Annotated in this window: 13 protein-coding genes; 7 read left to right on the top strand and 6 right to left on the bottom strand. The window is 67.0% G+C overall.

The window, feature by feature from the left end:
* Positions 1-221 precede the first annotated feature (221 nt).
* The gene (locus ACZ5PB_RS30680; RefSeq protein WP_468695629.1) at positions 222-1,313 is read left to right on the top strand and encodes a S1 family peptidase; all 1,092 of its coding nucleotides are present in this window, start codon (positions 222-224) and stop codon (positions 1,311-1,313) included.
* Between the two features lie 144 nt (positions 1,314-1,457).
* Positions 1,458-2,324 carry a hypothetical protein gene (locus ACZ5PB_RS30675; RefSeq protein ID WP_468695628.1) on the top strand — a complete coding sequence of 289 codons (867 nt, stop codon included), beginning with the start codon at positions 1,458-1,460 and terminating at the stop codon, positions 2,322-2,324.
* Positions 2,325-2,342: 18 nt separating this feature from the next.
* Here the strand turns inward: ACZ5PB_RS30675 and ACZ5PB_RS30670 are convergent, their stop codons facing one another.
* Positions 2,343-2,579, bottom strand: a complete 237-nt coding sequence (locus tag ACZ5PB_RS30670) for a hypothetical protein (RefSeq protein WP_468695627.1) — start codon at positions 2,577-2,579, stop codon at positions 2,343-2,345.
* A 152-nt stretch (positions 2,580-2,731) separates the two neighbouring features.
* On the opposite strand from ACZ5PB_RS30670, the gene ACZ5PB_RS30665 reads away from it, so the two are divergent.
* From ACZ5PB_RS30665 to ACZ5PB_RS30655, 3 genes are all read left to right on the top strand, one after another.
* A complete protein-coding gene (locus tag ACZ5PB_RS30665) occupies positions 2,732-3,166 on the top strand; it encodes a hypothetical protein (RefSeq protein WP_468695626.1) in 435 nt (144 codons plus the stop codon).
* Positions 3,167-4,026: 860 nt separating this feature from the next.
* A complete protein-coding gene (locus ACZ5PB_RS30660; RefSeq protein ID WP_468695625.1) occupies positions 4,027-4,356 on the top strand; it encodes a hypothetical protein in 330 nt (109 codons plus the stop codon).
* 121 nt (positions 4,357-4,477) lie between these two features.
* A complete protein-coding gene (locus ACZ5PB_RS30655) occupies positions 4,478-5,089 on the top strand; it encodes an SMI1/KNR4 family protein (RefSeq protein WP_468695624.1) in 612 nt (203 codons plus the stop codon).
* A 2,179-nt stretch (positions 5,090-7,268) separates the two neighbouring features.
* Here ACZ5PB_RS30655 and ACZ5PB_RS30650 read toward each other — a convergent pair.
* From ACZ5PB_RS30650 to ACZ5PB_RS30630, 5 genes are all read right to left on the bottom strand, one after another.
* The gene (locus ACZ5PB_RS30650; protein ID WP_468695623.1) at positions 7,269-8,195 is read right to left on the bottom strand and encodes an MBL fold metallo-hydrolase; all 927 of its coding nucleotides are present in this window, start codon (positions 8,193-8,195) and stop codon (positions 7,269-7,271) included.
* 46 nt (positions 8,196-8,241) lie between these two features.
* On the bottom strand, positions 8,242-8,517 hold the full coding sequence (locus ACZ5PB_RS30645; RefSeq protein WP_468695621.1) for an acyl-CoA carboxylase subunit epsilon: 276 nt from the start codon (positions 8,515-8,517) through the stop codon (positions 8,242-8,244).
* Between the two features lie 29 nt (positions 8,518-8,546).
* Positions 8,547-10,103 carry an acyl-CoA carboxylase subunit beta gene (locus ACZ5PB_RS30640; RefSeq protein WP_468695635.1) on the bottom strand — a complete coding sequence of 519 codons (1,557 nt, stop codon included), beginning with the start codon at positions 10,101-10,103 and terminating at the stop codon, positions 8,547-8,549.
* Between the two features lie 224 nt (positions 10,104-10,327).
* The gene (locus ACZ5PB_RS30635; RefSeq protein WP_468695619.1) at positions 10,328-11,791 is read right to left on the bottom strand and encodes a multicopper oxidase family protein; all 1,464 of its coding nucleotides are present in this window, start codon (positions 11,789-11,791) and stop codon (positions 10,328-10,330) included.
* Positions 11,792-12,525: 734 nt separating this feature from the next.
* The gene (locus ACZ5PB_RS30630; RefSeq protein WP_468695617.1) at positions 12,526-13,524 is read right to left on the bottom strand and encodes a LysR family transcriptional regulator; all 999 of its coding nucleotides are present in this window, start codon (positions 13,522-13,524) and stop codon (positions 12,526-12,528) included.
* 260 nt (positions 13,525-13,784) lie between these two features.
* Between ACZ5PB_RS30630 and ACZ5PB_RS30625 the strand changes: the two genes are divergently transcribed.
* The gene (locus ACZ5PB_RS30625; RefSeq protein WP_468695616.1) at positions 13,785-14,783 is read left to right on the top strand and encodes a phosphotransferase family protein; all 999 of its coding nucleotides are present in this window, start codon (positions 13,785-13,787) and stop codon (positions 14,781-14,783) included.
* 12 nt (positions 14,784-14,795) lie between these two features.
* Entirely contained in the window at positions 14,796-15,872 is a 1,077-nt protein-coding gene (locus ACZ5PB_RS30620; protein WP_468695614.1) for a pyruvate kinase, read from the top strand.
* Positions 15,873-15,902 lie beyond the last annotated feature (30 nt).

The raw sequence follows: 15,902 nt of genomic DNA, 5'->3' as shown, positions 1-15,902 counted from the left end.
ACGCCAACCAGGCAACTACCTGGCGTTTCTCGGACTTGCCGCCGCCCTCTGCTGCTACAAACGGCTCCTCAAACTGGCCATGTAGGACACGGTCTAAGTAGTTACACGTGAGCCTAGAGTGACGCGGTGTTCGAGTGAGTCGCACAAGCCGTACGAAGTCCACTTGTGCCGTCAACTTGTGCCGTCAACCACCTGGAGGTCCACACGTGAGACACGCCCGAATGAAGCTCGTACAGATATCCGCCACGGCGCTCCTGGTCACCGTCGCCGCCACGGCCCCGGTATCCGCCAAGGAAGCCCCGAAACCACTCACGGATCCCAACCGGGCGGCAACGCTGACGGGCCAGCTCGGCGACGACCGGACCGGCGGTGTGTACTACAAGGACGGGCGCCTCGTAGTCACGGTCACCGACCAGGCAGCCGCGCAAACCGTTCGCGATGCGGGTGGCGTCTCAAAACTCGTTGCTCGCAGCACGGCCGAACTCACGGCCATCCACGACGAGTTCGATGATCTTGGCAGCATTCCCAATACGGCGTGGGGCGCCGACATCGAGACCAACCAGGTGAGCGTCAAGGTCTTCGATGGAGCGCCTGCAGCCGGCAAGGACCGGATCGAGAGGGCCGCGGCGGCCCACCCCGGCGCGATACGCATCGAACGAGTCAGAAGCGAGATCAAGTCCAAAGCCACCGAAATCGTAGGCGGCCACGGAATTATGTCTTCCGGCTGGCTTTGCTCGGCCGGGTTCAACGCCAGGAATTCCTCGGGCACGACCTACACAATCACCGCTGGCCACTGCGTACCGGGCACGGGGAATACCTGGTTCATGGATTGGAACTCGGCCACGATCGGCATTCAGAACTTCTCCAGGAACGGGGGCGGTACCGATGCGTCTCCCTGGCAGTGCGGTGACTGTGCCACCATCCTGGCGAATTCCCCTGAAATCGCGCCCGGCGGAGGGGTCCGCTACAGGGGCGGCACTTGGAGAGACATCACCACGTCCCGCTGGGCAGTCGCAGGGGAACAGATTCAGCGGGTTGGCGTCAACAGCCAAGACGGAGCGCACAGAATCACCATCCCCAAGGTGACAGTCAACATCGGTGGCAAGCAGATGAGAGGCATGCACGAGACGAACGCTTGCGCTTTGGGGGGAGACAGCGGCGGCCCTGTGTTCAAGGAGACGACAGCTCTGGGTCTGCTCTCCGGCGGTACCGACGAGACAACGTGCAGTGATAATTCCGATCACAGCGGTGTCTTCAACTACATAGAGCCGATACAGAGGGTGCTGATCGAACGTGGGCTCCGCGTCTACTGACGGTGCGCCGCCCCTTGACCGCCACATGTGGTGAAACCTGTTCCGGGCCGAAGTCGTCAGATGGACGCGTCACTCTCGCTTCGCCGTATTTCTGGAGTTCACATGCGTATCAGGGCATCGCGCAACACTGGTCGACTCGCTGTGGTGGCCCTGCTCGTCGCTGGAGTGGGGGCCTCTTCCGGTTGCGGCAGCCAGAAGGAAGTCGTGGGGGCCGACAGCAACAACGCAGCGCCGGCGCACCGTGCCCGGCAGGTGGCCACGGCCTGGGACGGGTCAACTGCGGCTACCGCGTGGCGTGCTGGCTACCACCCCATGGGCGACGTGATCCAGCTGCCGCTGGGCGGCCTGCGAAACCAGGCCGACAGGCAGGCCTACGAGAACCGTAGCTTCGTCCTGCGCGGCAAGCTGCCCGGCACAGGGCCCACAAGCGGCAAGGTGACTTGGGCAGGAAAGGCAGCGCTCACCCGACCTGTGCAGAGTGCGAACGAGTCGTACAAGGCCCTGTCCAACAACCGCGAGGGGGGAAAGCCACACCTCACCGTGACCGGAGCGAAGCTGGGCAGCATGACTCTTGCCACCAGCCGCGGGCCTGCGGTGGTCCCGGCCTGGCTGTTCACCCTGGACGGCTACGACTCCCCCCTGAAGCAGGCCGCTGCCATTCCGTCGAAGCTCCCCCGGCCGCCGATCGGGGAGGCCCAGAACGTCCCCGGCCTCCCGCTCCGGCACCTGGCCCGGATCGCGGCAGACGGGCGCTCGGTGACCGTGGTCGCCCTTCACGGTGTCTGCGACAAGGGTCCGGTGGTGGAGGTGCTGGAAACTCACGGCAGCGCGGTCCTTTCGGCATCCACCGAGCCCCGCAAGCACGAGGCGAACTGCACCAAACAAGGAAAGCTGCAGCAGGTGACGGTGAAACTGGGCCAAGCCCTGGGCGACCGCGTCCTGCTCGACGCACACACCGGCCAACCGATCCCCTACAAGCCGCAACGCGGACCCTCACCAAGCTGGAGCTGACCGCACACTTCCACTCGGTCACGCGAGGCAGGCCAGTGGGCCGCCGTGGTAGTCGGTCATCTCCTCGAAGAGGGCGCCCATGAGGTTGGGGTGGGGCAACAGGCTCTCCGGGCCGAGGAGTTCGGCGTACGGACCAAGGTCCGTGGCCCGGGCCAGGATGAGGAGGGTGGTGCCGGTCTTGGTGCCCTCCTCGGCCAGGTTCCGGCCCCAGCGCAGGCTGGTCTCGTTGGCGCCAAGGCTATTCGGGCCGCACACCGGACCGTGGCCACGGCCGACACCTGCATGAGTTTGCACGCTCTCGCGATCCGCACCGGCCCCTAGCACACAGAGAAATAGAAAACATCGCCCCCACGGTAAGGTCACGGATATGCCGCTACCTGCCTGGGACGGTTGGCGGGAGGTAACGCATGTCAAAACTATTCCGGCATAGTCGAATCTTCAAGCTATGGAGGTTCGATCCGTCGCATCGCCAACTGATCCTGCGCAGTGACCCCACTGCGGTCGACGACACCACCACCAGAGTTGAAATCCACTTCGGGCACGTCGAATTCATGCTGCTGAAGCCGCTCTATCGGGGAATCCACGTGCGGCCGGCTTCTGATGCAGAGTTCACGGATCTGGCCAGGTTCGCTGGTGTCGATGCCGAATCACGAGCCTGGGTATGGCTGCTGGAAGACGATGGGAACAGTTTCGTCGTTTCCAGTAAGCCATCGTGGCGTGAGGCACCAAGGGCCTTCTCTGAAGCTTCGCTTTTCTCTTCGAGTCAGCCGTGGCCACCAGGGCCCGAAATGACCTTCGGTCAAGTGCAGTCCGAGGATGAGAGTTCATACGGTTCGGATTGATCCCTAAGCTTGATCCGCACCCGGTACTCTTCTCGAAAGAAAAAGAGAGAGCCCGGAGATCTATCGACTATACGCCGCCTCAGCGGTTGCGTACTAGGTCCCATTGCGGGAGTTGTCGCCGCCTTCAGTGGAACTGCAATGCTCGCGAGGGTGTGGGACGAGTGTGAAATTGGAATAAACGCGGCAGCGAACTTCTGGACCTTGATCCCGATATTCTTCGCCATATGGGTTGCAGTCGCGTTGATCTGGTCCCTCGCGTTCGGAGTTCTCGGAGGAAGGAGCCTCCTTCTCGCCTCCGCAGTGGCTGTACTCGCCACACTGTGTGTCTACTGGGCTCTCATGGCGATCTGGAATGCCCCAACCGATTACCCAATCAGTGTCAGTTCCTGCGCTCCGGACAACGCGCCCCCATGGTGGCCGAACTGGCTCCCTCTTTGACAGAGGGCTCCTCGGTCTCAGGGTTCGACGACGGTGATCCTGATCTCGAAGCGCGTCCGCACTCAGCCCTGCTCGGATGCGGCCCGCGCTTTGACGCAGCGGCCGGTGGGCGGGCGGGCTGGTTGCTCCTCCGCAAAGCCACTCCCGCGCGCAGGTGTTGTTCTGCTGTCAGGTGGCGTGGAGGCTCTGGAGGATGAGGGGTTGGGGCTCCCGTTCGCAGGGGTGCCGCCGGTGTTCGAGGACCGTACCGGGACGTGTTCGTTGTTGTGCCGGGCATGATGGGAAGTGTCCTTGAGGACACCGGGACGGGCGCAAACTGTGGGGCGCAGACCTGTCGATGCTGACCAACCCGCTTCTGGGTAAAGGGTCCCCGGGTGTGCTGCGAGCCGGATCGGGCAGCAGATGCAGACACGTTCCGCGGGGTGCCGCTGACCCGGATCCGCGCCACCGAGCTGATCTCGCGGCCGTGGTGGCTGCCCGCGCCGGAGGGCCTGGAGCCCTACACCGACCTCACTGTCGCCCTGCGCCAGGACACGCTCGCGCCGGAGGCGGTCCTGCCGTTCCCCTACGACTGGCGCCTCACGACCTCGTGCATGGTTGACGGGGAGCAGCACCAGACCGGACTGATCTCGCGGCCCCTCCACCCGGCCGTGGGAGCCGGCGCGAAACACAAACTGGTCTTCATCGACCGGCTGTTGGCCACCTTGGTCAACAGCCGCCACGGTGTCACCCAAGATGTGCTGGCCTGCTGATTCGGCGTCGACCGCTCTACCACCACACGCGCAATCGTCGATGTTCAATGACCCTCGCACGGGACGGCAAGTTCCGACCGGTGGAACGGGTTGGCGTGCGTAGAGCTAGGAGGGCCGGAGAATGAATAAAATCGGGGAACTTCAGGAACTGATGCCCGTCGATAGCGGATTCGGAATAAATCCACAATGGTCTGTGGTGAGCGCGTCCTGGGGGAGAGATTTCCCGAGTGACTACGTTCGCTTCATAGAGACCTACGGGCCGGGATCCATCGATCAATATCTGGCGATTGTTTGCCCAGAGCCCAGGGAGTCGACCGTGGATCAGGTGGCCGGAGGAATGGCCCCCGAGACGGCTACGGCTCAGTTGACCTGGGAAAGCAGTCGCAAGTCCGATGAGCTGCGCGGAACGTCGCCCAAGCTGATTGCGTGGGCGATTGATTCCAGCGCAGACATCCTCTGCTGGGATGCATCCGCAACGGACGCAGAACAGTGGCCAGTTCTCGTCTATAACGCGGATGACGCAGAATGGCGCCGTTATGACTGCGGCATGGTGAAATTCCTTCTGGGTATTTTTCAGAGGGATTTCGATGAATGCCCCTTGGGTGAGGATTCTCTTTGGGGGAGGATGCCCGTTAAGTTTCTCCCCGCAGCTGAACAGGTGCGCTTGATGCGCCAAGGGTTGGACCCGTGGACGGGGGAACCTGATCCGTATGCGGGCATGTATGAATCCTGACATCCAGCGTAGGTCGAATTCATTGATTGAGGGTGGGGACAGGCGGCGTTGGGTGGTGAGCGCACTGGAGTCGGGGCGGGTCCGGACATGCGGCCAGTCGGCGGAGATGTTCGGGGTGTCCGACTCATCCGAAACACTTCGGAAAGTGACACGTCGGGGAGTTCATGAATAGGGAAAATCTGCGCCGCACTGTTCTCGCGGTCGCTCTCCTGGCTGCCCCACTCGCTCTGATTGTGATCGCATATGTCGCGTTCCTCTTCTTCAAGTCCAGTGAAGAAGAATTGAGCCCCAGTGACATATCTGGCACCTGGGTGAGTCCACAAGGGGGTGTGCTGCATTTTGGAGAGGATAGGAGTTTCTTTGCGGAAAGAGTCTCTGTCTCTTACTCATGCACTCCCGGCAGCTTCCCGGATGACGGTGAACGAATATCGGGAAAGGGGAGATGGGAAATCGGCTCCTTTCCGGATGAAGGGCCTGGGGCGAAAATCTCATTTGAACCTCAAGGAGCGGCCTACGTGAAAGAATGCCCAGTCTGGGCTGTTCTCGTGGGCGAGCCCCCGAAATCTGAGATGTACCTGCTTCATGACGACGGAACCGGTGAGCGGTACCGACGAAATCAGTAACATGCCCGGATAGGGGGGTGGACGCCTTTGGTGTCCACCCCCTTTATTCAGTGGGTGTAGTTCTTCCACAGGAAGCTCGTCGAGTGGGAGGAAGGGCAATTACCGGTAGTCCGTTAAACCCGGTGGTAGCAGGGCTTGAGGGATTGCCGGGGAGATCGCAGACCGGGAGGGGAGACCGTTCTCCGGGAGGAGCGGTATACGTTGATTCCCGAAACTCAGAGACTGCCTGTTGACGCGGACGGAAATGCCTCACGCTCGGGATCTGGATCGCTGTACCTCAACATGACGGGCGACATCAGCCACTCGACCGGATTTAAGGGCGATCAGCTAGTTGCCTTCGACGTACCGACTTCCTTCATCCGGCAGCTTTCGGCAGCCTCCCTGCCTCAGCGCAAGCCGCACGGCTGGCCGGGAACGAAGTGCGAATGGAATCGTGCCTTTAAAATGGCGCCAGATCAGTCTGACGGAGCTGGGCTATTCGGCCCCCGCGATCACCACATACCTGGGCTAATGGAGGCCATCATCCCGGAATCAGGTCGGATCATTGGATAGGATGGATTTGATGAGTCGTTACGATTCCGCAAGCGAGATGCGCCGCTTGAGGAAGCGCCCTTCGGAGGGCCCGATCAGCCTTCTAGGACTGTTTGTGGTCACACCTGTGGCGGATAGCCTGAAATATGCCCAGCGCCTCAGGGACTTGATTGCCGGAGCCGTAGAGATCTCCTGGTGGGCCGACTTTGAGAGCGATGACGTTCCGGAGGACACGCTGCCGTCCTGGTTCCTGGAGCTTTCTAGCGGTGAAGCCGGAGATGTTCCGGGAGACCCAATTGGAAGTGAAGGTAAGCGTAGATATCAGGACGCGAGGGATGATCGCCCCTGGAATTCAGGGGATTGGATCTATTGCTTCGACCCGGATCTTCGGGCGTGGTCCTGGTGGGATGCAACCGTCGAAGAAAATGGGAGAGTTTGCGTTTGGGTAGACACGAAGGGAGAGGCCCACATTCCCTGCGAAGAGCTCTGGTGGGCAATTTTCGTGTCAGGAGCAGTGGACGCTGAGCCATTGACGCTGGAATTCGCTTCCGCGTGGAGTGGTCAGCGGAGCATTGGCCTCGCAAAGTTAAATCACCGTAGTTCGAGGAGCCCCCCCGGATTTTTTTCCGGCGGGGCTCCTTGGGTGTCTGACGGCAGTAGTTGACGGCAACGTCAGCGGGCAAATGTTGCGCAGGGCAGCGGGTTGTCGCCGCCGTCAGGCTAGTTGGTAGTCCCGGTGGGGTTGTGTCGCGTGCGGCCGAGGAGGTAGATGGCGTCGCGCTGGAGGCGGAGCCGGACATAGGCGTAGACGGTGGCGGTATTGAGCCAGAACTGATGGGTTTCTAATGGTCGCGTAGCGGACGTGCCAGGCGGCCTAAAGACGGCCCACGCGTAAGATCGCGTCACCCGTCCCAAGACAAGTCACAGCAATAGCGCAATCGCACCGCTCTATTCGCTTCCCCTACTTCGTAATGGGAGGGCTACTAGGACCTGGGCCACGCGCCGAAGCTGCCCCCCCCCGGCGGCTATGCGTGGCAGGGTAGTGGGCCGCCGTGGTAGGCGGTCATTTCCTTGAAGAGGGCGCCTATGTCGAGTGGGGTGCCCTCGGGCAGGCCCCGTGCCTCGGCGTAGGCGCGGTGGAGGTTGGGCAGTAGGCGTTCCGGGTCCAGGAGTTCGGCGTACGGGCCGAGGTCCGTGGCGCGGGCCAGGGGGAGGGGTTCCGTATCGGTCGCGGTGCCCTCCTCGGCCAGGTCTTGGACCCAGTGCAGGTAGGCCTCGTTGGCTTCGAGGATTTCCGGGCCACCCACCGGGCCGTGGCCCGGGACGATCGTGGTGGGGTCCAGGGCGCGGAGTTGGGTCAGGGCGCGTAGGGAGCCGGTGATCGAGCCCATCGCGCAGAAGGGGGTAACGCCGTTCATCGCCAGGTCGCCGGTGAAGAGGACCCGTTGGTCCGGGAGCCAGACCACCGTGTCGTCGGTGGTGTGGGCGGCTGGGCCCATGTGGATCAACTCGGCCCGGAGTGCGCCGATGTGGAGTGTCGTGCGGTCCTCGAAGGTGAGTTGGGGTGGGGCGATCTCGATGGCGCCCCAGTGCACGTCCGGCCAGAGGGTGGCCATGTGGAGGCCGGCTGCCTCCGTCATCGTGCGGGTGCGGGCGTGGCCGATGGTCAGGGCCTCGGGGAAGACGAAGTTGCCGTAGGTGTGGTCGCCGTGGAAGTGGGTGTTGACCACAGCTCGGGGTGGGTGGGGGGACAGGGCGAGGGCGGTTCGGCGCAGTGCGCGGGCGCGGTGTTCCGTGGCGGCGGTGTCGATGAGGGCGCTGTGGCCGCCGTCCGTGAGGATGCCCGCGTTGTTCAGGCACCAGCCGCCTCTGTGCTGTACGTAGGCGTGGACGCCGTCGGCCACCTCGGTGACGCGGACGTCCGCCGGGCGCTCGGGGGGTGCGCTGCGCACTGATCCGGCCCTCCTCTCTGGCTCTCCTCGGCGGCCGGCGGGCCCTCTAGCGCGAGCGCCAACTCCCCGTGCGGATACGGGGGGTGTGGTGCGGGCGGTCCCAGACCGTGTCGGTGGGCGTCGGTCTGGCGGGGCTCTCGCGGTTGGCGGCGTGGTGCGCCAGCAGTGCGGTGAGTACCGCGGTGAGGGCTGCGGTCTCCTCGTCCGTGGGGTCTCCGCCGGTGATGTGCCAGGGGGTCGCAGGGGTGGCTGAGTCGGCCGGGGCTGCCGGGGCCTCGGCCGTCGCCGGGGTGGTCGTCCGTTCGGTGGGTGTGGTGGTCATGGCGGTGGTTCCTCCTCTCGATACCGGTGTCACACCGGCGGGTTGCCGTGCTTGCGGGACGGGAGGTCCGTGTATTTCGTGCGGAGCATGTCCAGCGCGCCGATCAGTACGGAGCGGGTCTCGGCGGGGTCGATGACGTCGTCCACCAGGCCGCGTTCGGCGGCGTAGTAGGGGTGCATCAGCTCCGTCTCGTACTCCTTGATCTTCTGGGCGCGTTCGGCGTCCGGGTCGGTGGCGGCGGCGATCTCGCGGCGGAAGATGACGTTGGCGGCGCCCTCGGCGCCCATCACCGCGATCTCGTTGGTGGGCCAGGCCAGGGAGAGGTCGGCGCCGATGGAGCGCGAGTCCATGACGATGTACGCGCCGCCGTAGGCCTTGCGCAGGATGAGCTGGATGCGCGGGACGGTGGCGTTGCAGTACGCGTAGAGCAGTTTGGCGCCGTGGCGGATGATGCCGTTGTGTTCCTGGTCGACGCCCGGGAGGAAGCCGGGGACGTCCACGAGGGTCAGCAGCGGGATGCTGAACGCGTCGCAGAACTGGACGAAGCGGGCCGCCTTCTCGCTCGCCTTGATGTCGAGGACGCCTGCGAGGGCTGCGGGCTGGTTGGCGACGATTCCGGTGACGTGGCCGTCCAGGCGGGCCAGCGCGCAGACGATGTTGGGCGCCCAGCCGGGCTGCACCTCGAAGTAGTCGCCGTCGTCGACGACCTCCTCGATGACCTTGCGGATGTCGTACGCCTGGTTGGGGTTGGCCGGGACCAGGTTGAGGAGGGACTCGGTGCGGCGGTCGGCGGGGTCGTCGGTGGGCTGGCGGGGGGCCGTCTCGCGGTTGTTGGCGGGGAGGAGGGAGAGGAGGTGGCGGACGTCGGCGAGGCAGCTCTCCTCGTCGTCGTACGAGAAGGCGGCGACGCCGGAGACGGAGGCGTGGATGTCGGCGCCGCCGAGGCCGTTCATGGAGACCTTCTCGCCGGTGACAGCCTGGACGACGTCCGGGCCCGTGATGAACATCTGCGAGGTCTCGCGGACCATGAACACGAAGTCGGTGAGCGCCGGGCTGTACGCGGCGCCGCCCGCGCACGGGCCGAGCATGACCGAGATCTGCGGGATCACGCCGGAGGCGCGGGTGTTGCGCTGGAAGATGCCGCCGTATCCGGCGAGCGCGGTGACGCCCTCCTGGATGCGGGCGCCCGCGCCGTCGTTGAGGGAGACGAGGGGGGCGCCGGCCGCCTCCGCGAGGTCCATCACCTTGTGGATCTTGGTGGCGTGGGCCTCGCCGAGCGCGCCGCCGAAGATGCGGAAGTCGTGCGCGTACACGAAGACGGTGCGGCCCTCGACCGTGCCCCAGCCGGTGACGACTCCGTCGGTGTAGGGGCGGTTGCCGGACAGTCCGAAGCCGGTGGCACGGTGCCTGCGCAGGGCCTCGATCTCGTGGAAGGAGCCTTCGTCGAGGAGAAGCCCGATGCGCTCACGAGCCGTCAGCTTGCCCTTGGCGTGCTGGCGTTCGGTGGCCTGGGGGCTGGGGCCGTCGACGGCCTTGGCCTTGATCTCGGCCAGTTCCGCGGCACGTTCCTGCGTACGTAGGGGGATGGGAGCGGCATCGGTGATGCTCACGGGATTCCTCCGGAGGGTGGGGAGGTCTGTTGGGGCCGGAGGCACTCTCTGCCGCGGTCCTCCTGTGTCTCTCTGCGTCTGTCTGCGGTGGCCGGGAATGCACGTCCGTACCGGGCAACCCTGCGGTGCGGCCCTCGACAAGCTGTCGAGGACCGCTTGAGGATTGCCCTGGGCCGACCACAGCCTCCTCCCCAACTCCGCTACCTCACACGGAAGTTGGCCATCATGCCCATCGCGGAGTGGTCCAGCAGGTGGCAGTGGTAGACGTAGGTGCCCCGGTAGGAGTCGAAGGTGGCGTGCAGCTTCACCGTCTCGCCGGGGAAGAGCCGCACGGTGTCCTTGAGGCCCGCGTCGGCGGGGCCGGCCGGGGTGCCGTTGCGCTCCAGCACCCGGAACTGGATCAGGTGCATGTGGAAGTTGTGCGGGATGATCTTGTTGGCGTTGGTGACGGTCCAGATCTCCGAGCTGCCGAAGGCGATGGACTGGTCGATGCGCGCGGCATCCCAGATCTTGCCGTCCAGGTAGGCGCGCGGCTCCTGGCGGCCGTCCTCGTCCATGGTCATCACGATGGTGCGCTCCACCGCCGCCCGGGGCATCGGCGGCAGTTTGCGCAGTACGTCGGGCACCCGGCTGGGGTCGGAGGCCTTGCGTACGACGTCGAAGCGGAGCACCTTGCCGACCTTGTCGGGGGTCTCGGGGCCGAGGGTGTTCTCCAGGACGATCTTCGTGCCGACCGGGTAGCGGGAGAAGTCGATGACCACGTCGGCGCGTTCGGCCGGGGAGAGACCGAGGGTGTCGGTGACGTAGGGACGCTCCAGCAGGCCGCCGTCGGTGCCGATCTGGACGATCTGGCTGCCGTCGGAGAGGCGGAGCTGGAAGAAGCGCATGTTGGAGGAGTTCAGCAGCCGGAAGCGGTACTTGCGGGCGGCGACCTCGAAGTACGGGGAGGGCCGGCCGTTGGCGAGGATGGTGCTGCGGGCCATGTCGTCCATCTGGTAGACGAGTTGACCGGCGTCGTCGAAGCGGGCGTCGCGCAGGGCGATGGGGACTTCGTACGACCCGCTGGGCAGCGGGAGCGCGCGCTCGGTCTCGTCGGAGAGCAGGTAACTGCCGGACAGGCCCCGGTAGACGTGCTCGGACTCCATGTGGTGGGCGTGGTCGTGGAACCACAGGGTGGCGCCGGGCTGCTGGTTGGGGTAGGTGTACGTGCGGTCCTTGCCGGGAGCGAAGGTGTCCATCGGACCGCCGTCGTTCTCGGGGGTGACGGAGCCGCCGTGCAGGTGGCAGGAGAGGGGCATGGTGAGGTTGTTGCGGTGCCGGATGACCACCTTGCGGCCGCTGCGGGCGCGCAGCACGGGGCCGGGGAAGTGCCCGTTGTAGGTGAGGACCCTGGTCTGCACGCCGGGGATGATCTCCCGGGTCGCTTCCTTGACGGTGACGAGGTAGGTGTCCTGGCCGCCGAGGGTGGATATCGGGCTGAGCGTGGTCAGCGTCGGCATCCGTACGGTGAAGGGCGGCGGCGGGGCCACCTGCGCCCCGGCCACCGGCGCCAGTTCGGTTTCGGCCTGGCGTGCGCGGAGCAGGGGTGTGAGAGCGCCTGCGGTGAGCAGTCCCGCGCCGCTCGCGCCGAGGACGCCGCCGAGCACACTGCGTCTGGTGACCATGGGTTTCCTCCTGGGGCAGTACGGGCGTCCCGACGCCGCCGGGCGTCGCGCCGCGAGTGCACCAGAGGCGGCTTGCGCGCCGCTCGACCCCAGGTCGTACGGCCGGAAGCCGTACGGTCCCGGACGGCACGGGGCCAAGGCCGTGGGGCCCCGTACCGAACGGGCCCAGCCCGTACGGGTCAGTTGGCTGTACGGGTCAGCTGGCTGTACGGAACCCAAGCCGCAAGAGCCCCGGGCCGTACGGGGCTCGGGCCGCGCGGGGCCGAGGCTGTACGGGCCCCACACCGCACGGTCCCCCACGCCGTGCGGGCCTCAGGGCCTTACGGGTCCCGGGCCGTACAGGTCCCGGGCCGCACAAGTCCCGGGCCGCACAAGTCCCAGGTCGTACGAGTCGGAGGCCGCAAGGGTTCCAGGTCGTACGGGCCCCACGCCGTGCGGGCCTCAGGCTGTACGGGTCCCGGGCCGCACAAGCCCCAAGCCGCACAAGTCCCAGGTCGTACGAGTCGGAGGCCGCAAGGGTTCCAGGTCGTACGGGCCCGGGTCGCACAGGCCCACGCCGTACAGGTCCCAAGCCGTACGAGTCCCGGCCGTACGAGTCGGGGCCGTACAGGCCCAACGCCGTACACGACTCACGGGCCTCGGGCCGTACAGGGCCCACGCGGTGCGGGCCTCAGGCCGTACGGGCCCCACGCCGCACAACTCAGCCGGCCGCACCACTCAGCCGGCCGCCCGGCTCAGCTGGCCAGGCTTACCTCGTCCTGGGCGATGAAGCGGGTGATCTGGTCGATGAAGATCCGCATCTCCGGGGTGGGGCGCCTGCCCCTGCGCCACGCGATCTGCGTGTGCACCTCGAAGGGTGGTTGCCAGTCCAGGACCCGTAGGCCGTGCGAGGCGACCTCGTCCACGACCGCGACGGCGGGCAGCACGCTTACGCCCAGTCCGGCGGCGATTCCCCGTTTGACCGATTCGAGGTTGCCGAACTCCAGGAGTTCGACGGGCTCCGGCGCGTGCTCGTTGAGGACCGTTTCGAAGAGGCCCCGGTAGGCGCAGCCCGCGCCGGGGGCCAGGATCGGCACCTCGGACAGGTCGCGCGTCGTCACCCCGGTGAGGCCTGCCAGGGGGTGGTCGGCGGCGGCCACGGCTACCAGTTGTTCGGTGCCGAGCACTTCGCTCTCGATGCCCGGGTAGCGGGTCTCGGTCGACATCAGGAAGCCCATGTCCAGGACCCCCTTGCGCAGCGCCTCGCAGGCCTCCTCGCAGGTGCTCGGCTGGAGCGCCAGCTGGAGCCGGGGGTAGCGGTGGTGGAAGAACTCCAGGACCGGCGGCATCCGGTAGGAGGTCAGGCTCTCCACCGTGCCGATGGTCAGCGTGCCGGCGGGCTCGCTGCGGCCCGCCGTGCAGTACCTGGCCTCGTCGACGAGTGTCAGCACCCGCTCGGCGTACGGGACGAGCCGCTCCCCCGCCGGAGTGAGCTGGATCTTCCCCCGCAGGCGCTCGAAGAGGTCGACGCCGAGGGAGAGTTCGAGCCCCTTGACCTGAGCGGTGACGCTCGACTGCGCGTACTGGAGCTCGGCGGCCGCCCGGGTGAAGCTCATCACCGTCGCCACCCGGTGGAAGGTGTTCAGCTGCTTCAGGTCCATGTCGTACGTCCCCTCGTTCCCGTCGATCCCGTCGATCCCGGCGTTCCCGTCGTTCCCGGCACCGGTACTGGCCGGGCGGGAGCCGTCCGGCACCGAGGCGGCGGGGCGGCGACAGGGGTCACGATCCGCGCCGTCAGGGACCCCGCACAAGGCTCTCCGGGTGGCCTGTTCGGTCCATGGACCAAAGAGGCCAGCAGTGGCAACAGCCCTGCATGGAAGTCGGCGAACGCCCTGATCGGCTGGGCCGATCGGTTGCTTGACCGGCGGATTCCCCGAGGCCGATGCTCCTGGGACTGCTCCTGCGACTGCTCGTGGGGCTGTCCCTGGGACGCTGATCGGAAAGAGACCTTCCCATGACTGTGGACCACAGGCTGGCGGGAATTCTGGAACGGCTCGACGCGGCCCACGGGCCGACGGTCCGGGCCTTCCCCGCCACCCCCACCCCCTGGGCGACGACCTACGCGGTGGCCGCCGGGGACACCCGGCTCGTCGCCCGCCTCATCGAGCCCAAGCTGGCCCAGGAGGCGGTGGTGCGCACCGAGTTCGACGCGGCCCGGCTGCTGGGCGAGCACGGCATCGCCCCCCGGGTGCGGTACGCCGACGTGGCCACCGGCGTCCTGGTGATGGACGAGGTCCAGGGGTCCCCGGTACGTCCCGCCTCCCCGGCGCAGGCGCTCTCGCTGGCCGGGGTGCTGCGCGACCTGCACGCCGTCGAACCGGTCGGTGGTGGCCTGCGGCTGCACGTGCGCAAGCGGATCGAGGCCTCGGCAGCGGTGGCGGACCTGGTGGCCCGGATACCCCGACTAGCGGTGTACGGGGAGGCGGCCGACCGGTTCGACGCGCTCCGCGGCGCCCTGCGCTCGCTCGGCACCGAGGACCGGCTCTGCCACAACGACCTGAACCCGGGCAACATCCTCTTCGACTCCGCCCGCGCCTGGCTGATCGACTTCGACCACCTCGGCACCGGCGACCCGCTGTTCGACGTCGCCACCGCGATGCTGTCGCTGGACATGGACGAGGAGCTGCGCGTCCGGTTCGTGGAGACGTACTTCGGCCGCCCGGCCACCGAGGCCGAGTCCGCCCGGCTGGAGCTGCTGTCCTGCCTGGTGCTGCTGCGCTACGGGCTCAGCGCGCTGTCGCTGGTGCCCGGGGAGCTGCGCGGCCGGCTGGGCACCTGGACGCCCGACATGGTCGGCGAGCCCTTCGTCTTCGACCACGGCGTGGACGACGAGTTCGGCTGGTCGGTGTTCCGGCTCAGCCTGGCCTTCGTGCACACGGGGCTGGCCCGGCTGGAGGCGGCGCCCGCCACCGAGGCCGCCGGTGCGCTCGGTCTGCTCGGCGCGACGGTCTGAGCGGCGGCCGTCATGACCCGTGTCGTCACCCGTAATCCCGTCACCCGTATCGTCGCCACCACCGGGCCCGCCTGCTCCTCGGACGAGACCCTGCGCGCACTGCTCAAGGCCGGGGTGGACGCCTTCCGCTTCCCGGCCTCCAAGACCTCGGTGGCCGAACTCGCCGAGCTGGCCGTGCGGGTGCAGCAACTCGCCGAGGGCCTCGGCAGGCCGGTTGAGCTGCTGCTCGACCTGCCCGGCGCGAAGCCCCGGCTCACCAACGACGCCTATCTCGACCTGGCCGGGGTGACCTCCGTCCGGCTCCGCTTCGACGGCGGACCGGCCGACCTCTCGGGCCCGGTGCCCGTGCTCGGGGTCGCCGGGGTCGGCCCCCGGGACCCGCTTCCCGGGGTGGGCGACGTCCTGGTGATCGGTGACGGCGAGGACGCGCTACGGGTCACCGAGCGGGTGGGCGGTGAGTGCACGGCCGCTCCCCTGACCCGTGGGGTGATCGGACGGCGCAGGGGCATCTCCCTTCCCCGGCACGGCAGTTCGGGCCGGGAGCCGGTTCTCACTCCGTACGACCTGGACGCGCTGCGCGGCGCGCCGTGGGACGTCTTCGACGCCGTGGTCCTGTCCTTCACGGAGTCTGCGGAGCTGCTCGCCGTGGCCCGTACGGTGCTGGCCGAAGCGGCCCCGGACGGTCCCCGGCCCGCCCTGATCGCCAAGGTCGAGACCGCTGCCGGGGCTGCGGCGGCCGAGGAGATCGCCGCCTCGGCGGACGGAATCCTACTGGGCCGGGGCGACCTGCTGCTGGACACGGGGCCGGTGGAGTTCCACGCGGCCTGCCGACGGGTGCTGGACGCCGCACGCGCGGCCGGCTGCCCCGTCGACGTGGGCACCCAACTGCTGACCGGGCTCGACGCGGGCTGGCTGCCGCACCGGTCGGAGCTGGCGCACCTCGGCACGCTGCTCACCCAGGGGGTGGCCGGACTGATGCTGGCCGAGGAGACGGCTGCCGCCGCCGACCCGGTACGCGCGGTGGCCCTGCTCGACGCCCTGCGCGAGCGGTACGCGCCCGCCTCCGGCCCCGTACCGCTCCAGCCGTGAAACCCGTCAAGCCCGTGAACCCCGAACCGA

The sequence above is a fragment of the Streptomyces sp. NPDC032721 genome, from assembly GCF_055579625.1.
The sequence above is the reverse complement of the archived record's forward strand: the minus strand, read 5'-3'. Positions and strand labels throughout refer to the sequence as shown.

What these genes read in the sequence shown, in the direction of transcription:
- ACZ5PB_RS30680 (WP_468695629.1), top strand. Translation starts at nt 222, where the DNA reads ATGAAGCTCGTACAGATATCCGCCACGGCGCTCCTGGTCACCGTCGCC.
- ACZ5PB_RS30665 (WP_468695626.1), top strand. Translation starts at nt 2,732, where the DNA reads ATGTCAAAACTATTCCGGCATAGTCGAATCTTCAAGCTATGGAGGTTC.
- ACZ5PB_RS30655 (WP_468695624.1), top strand. Translation starts at nt 4,478, where the DNA reads ATGAATAAAATCGGGGAACTTCAGGAACTGATGCCCGTCGATAGCGGA.
- ACZ5PB_RS30645 (WP_468695621.1), bottom strand. Translation starts at nt 8,517, where the DNA reads ATGACCACCACACCCACCGAACGGACGACCACCCCGGCGACGGCCGAG.
- ACZ5PB_RS30635 (WP_468695619.1), bottom strand. Translation starts at nt 11,791, where the DNA reads ATGGTCACCAGACGCAGTGTGCTCGGCGGCGTCCTCGGCGCGAGCGGC.
- ACZ5PB_RS30625 (WP_468695616.1), top strand. Translation starts at nt 13,785, where the DNA reads ATGACTGTGGACCACAGGCTGGCGGGAATTCTGGAACGGCTCGACGCG.
- ACZ5PB_RS30620 (WP_468695614.1), top strand. Translation starts at nt 14,796, where the DNA reads ATGACCCGTGTCGTCACCCGTAATCCCGTCACCCGTATCGTCGCCACC.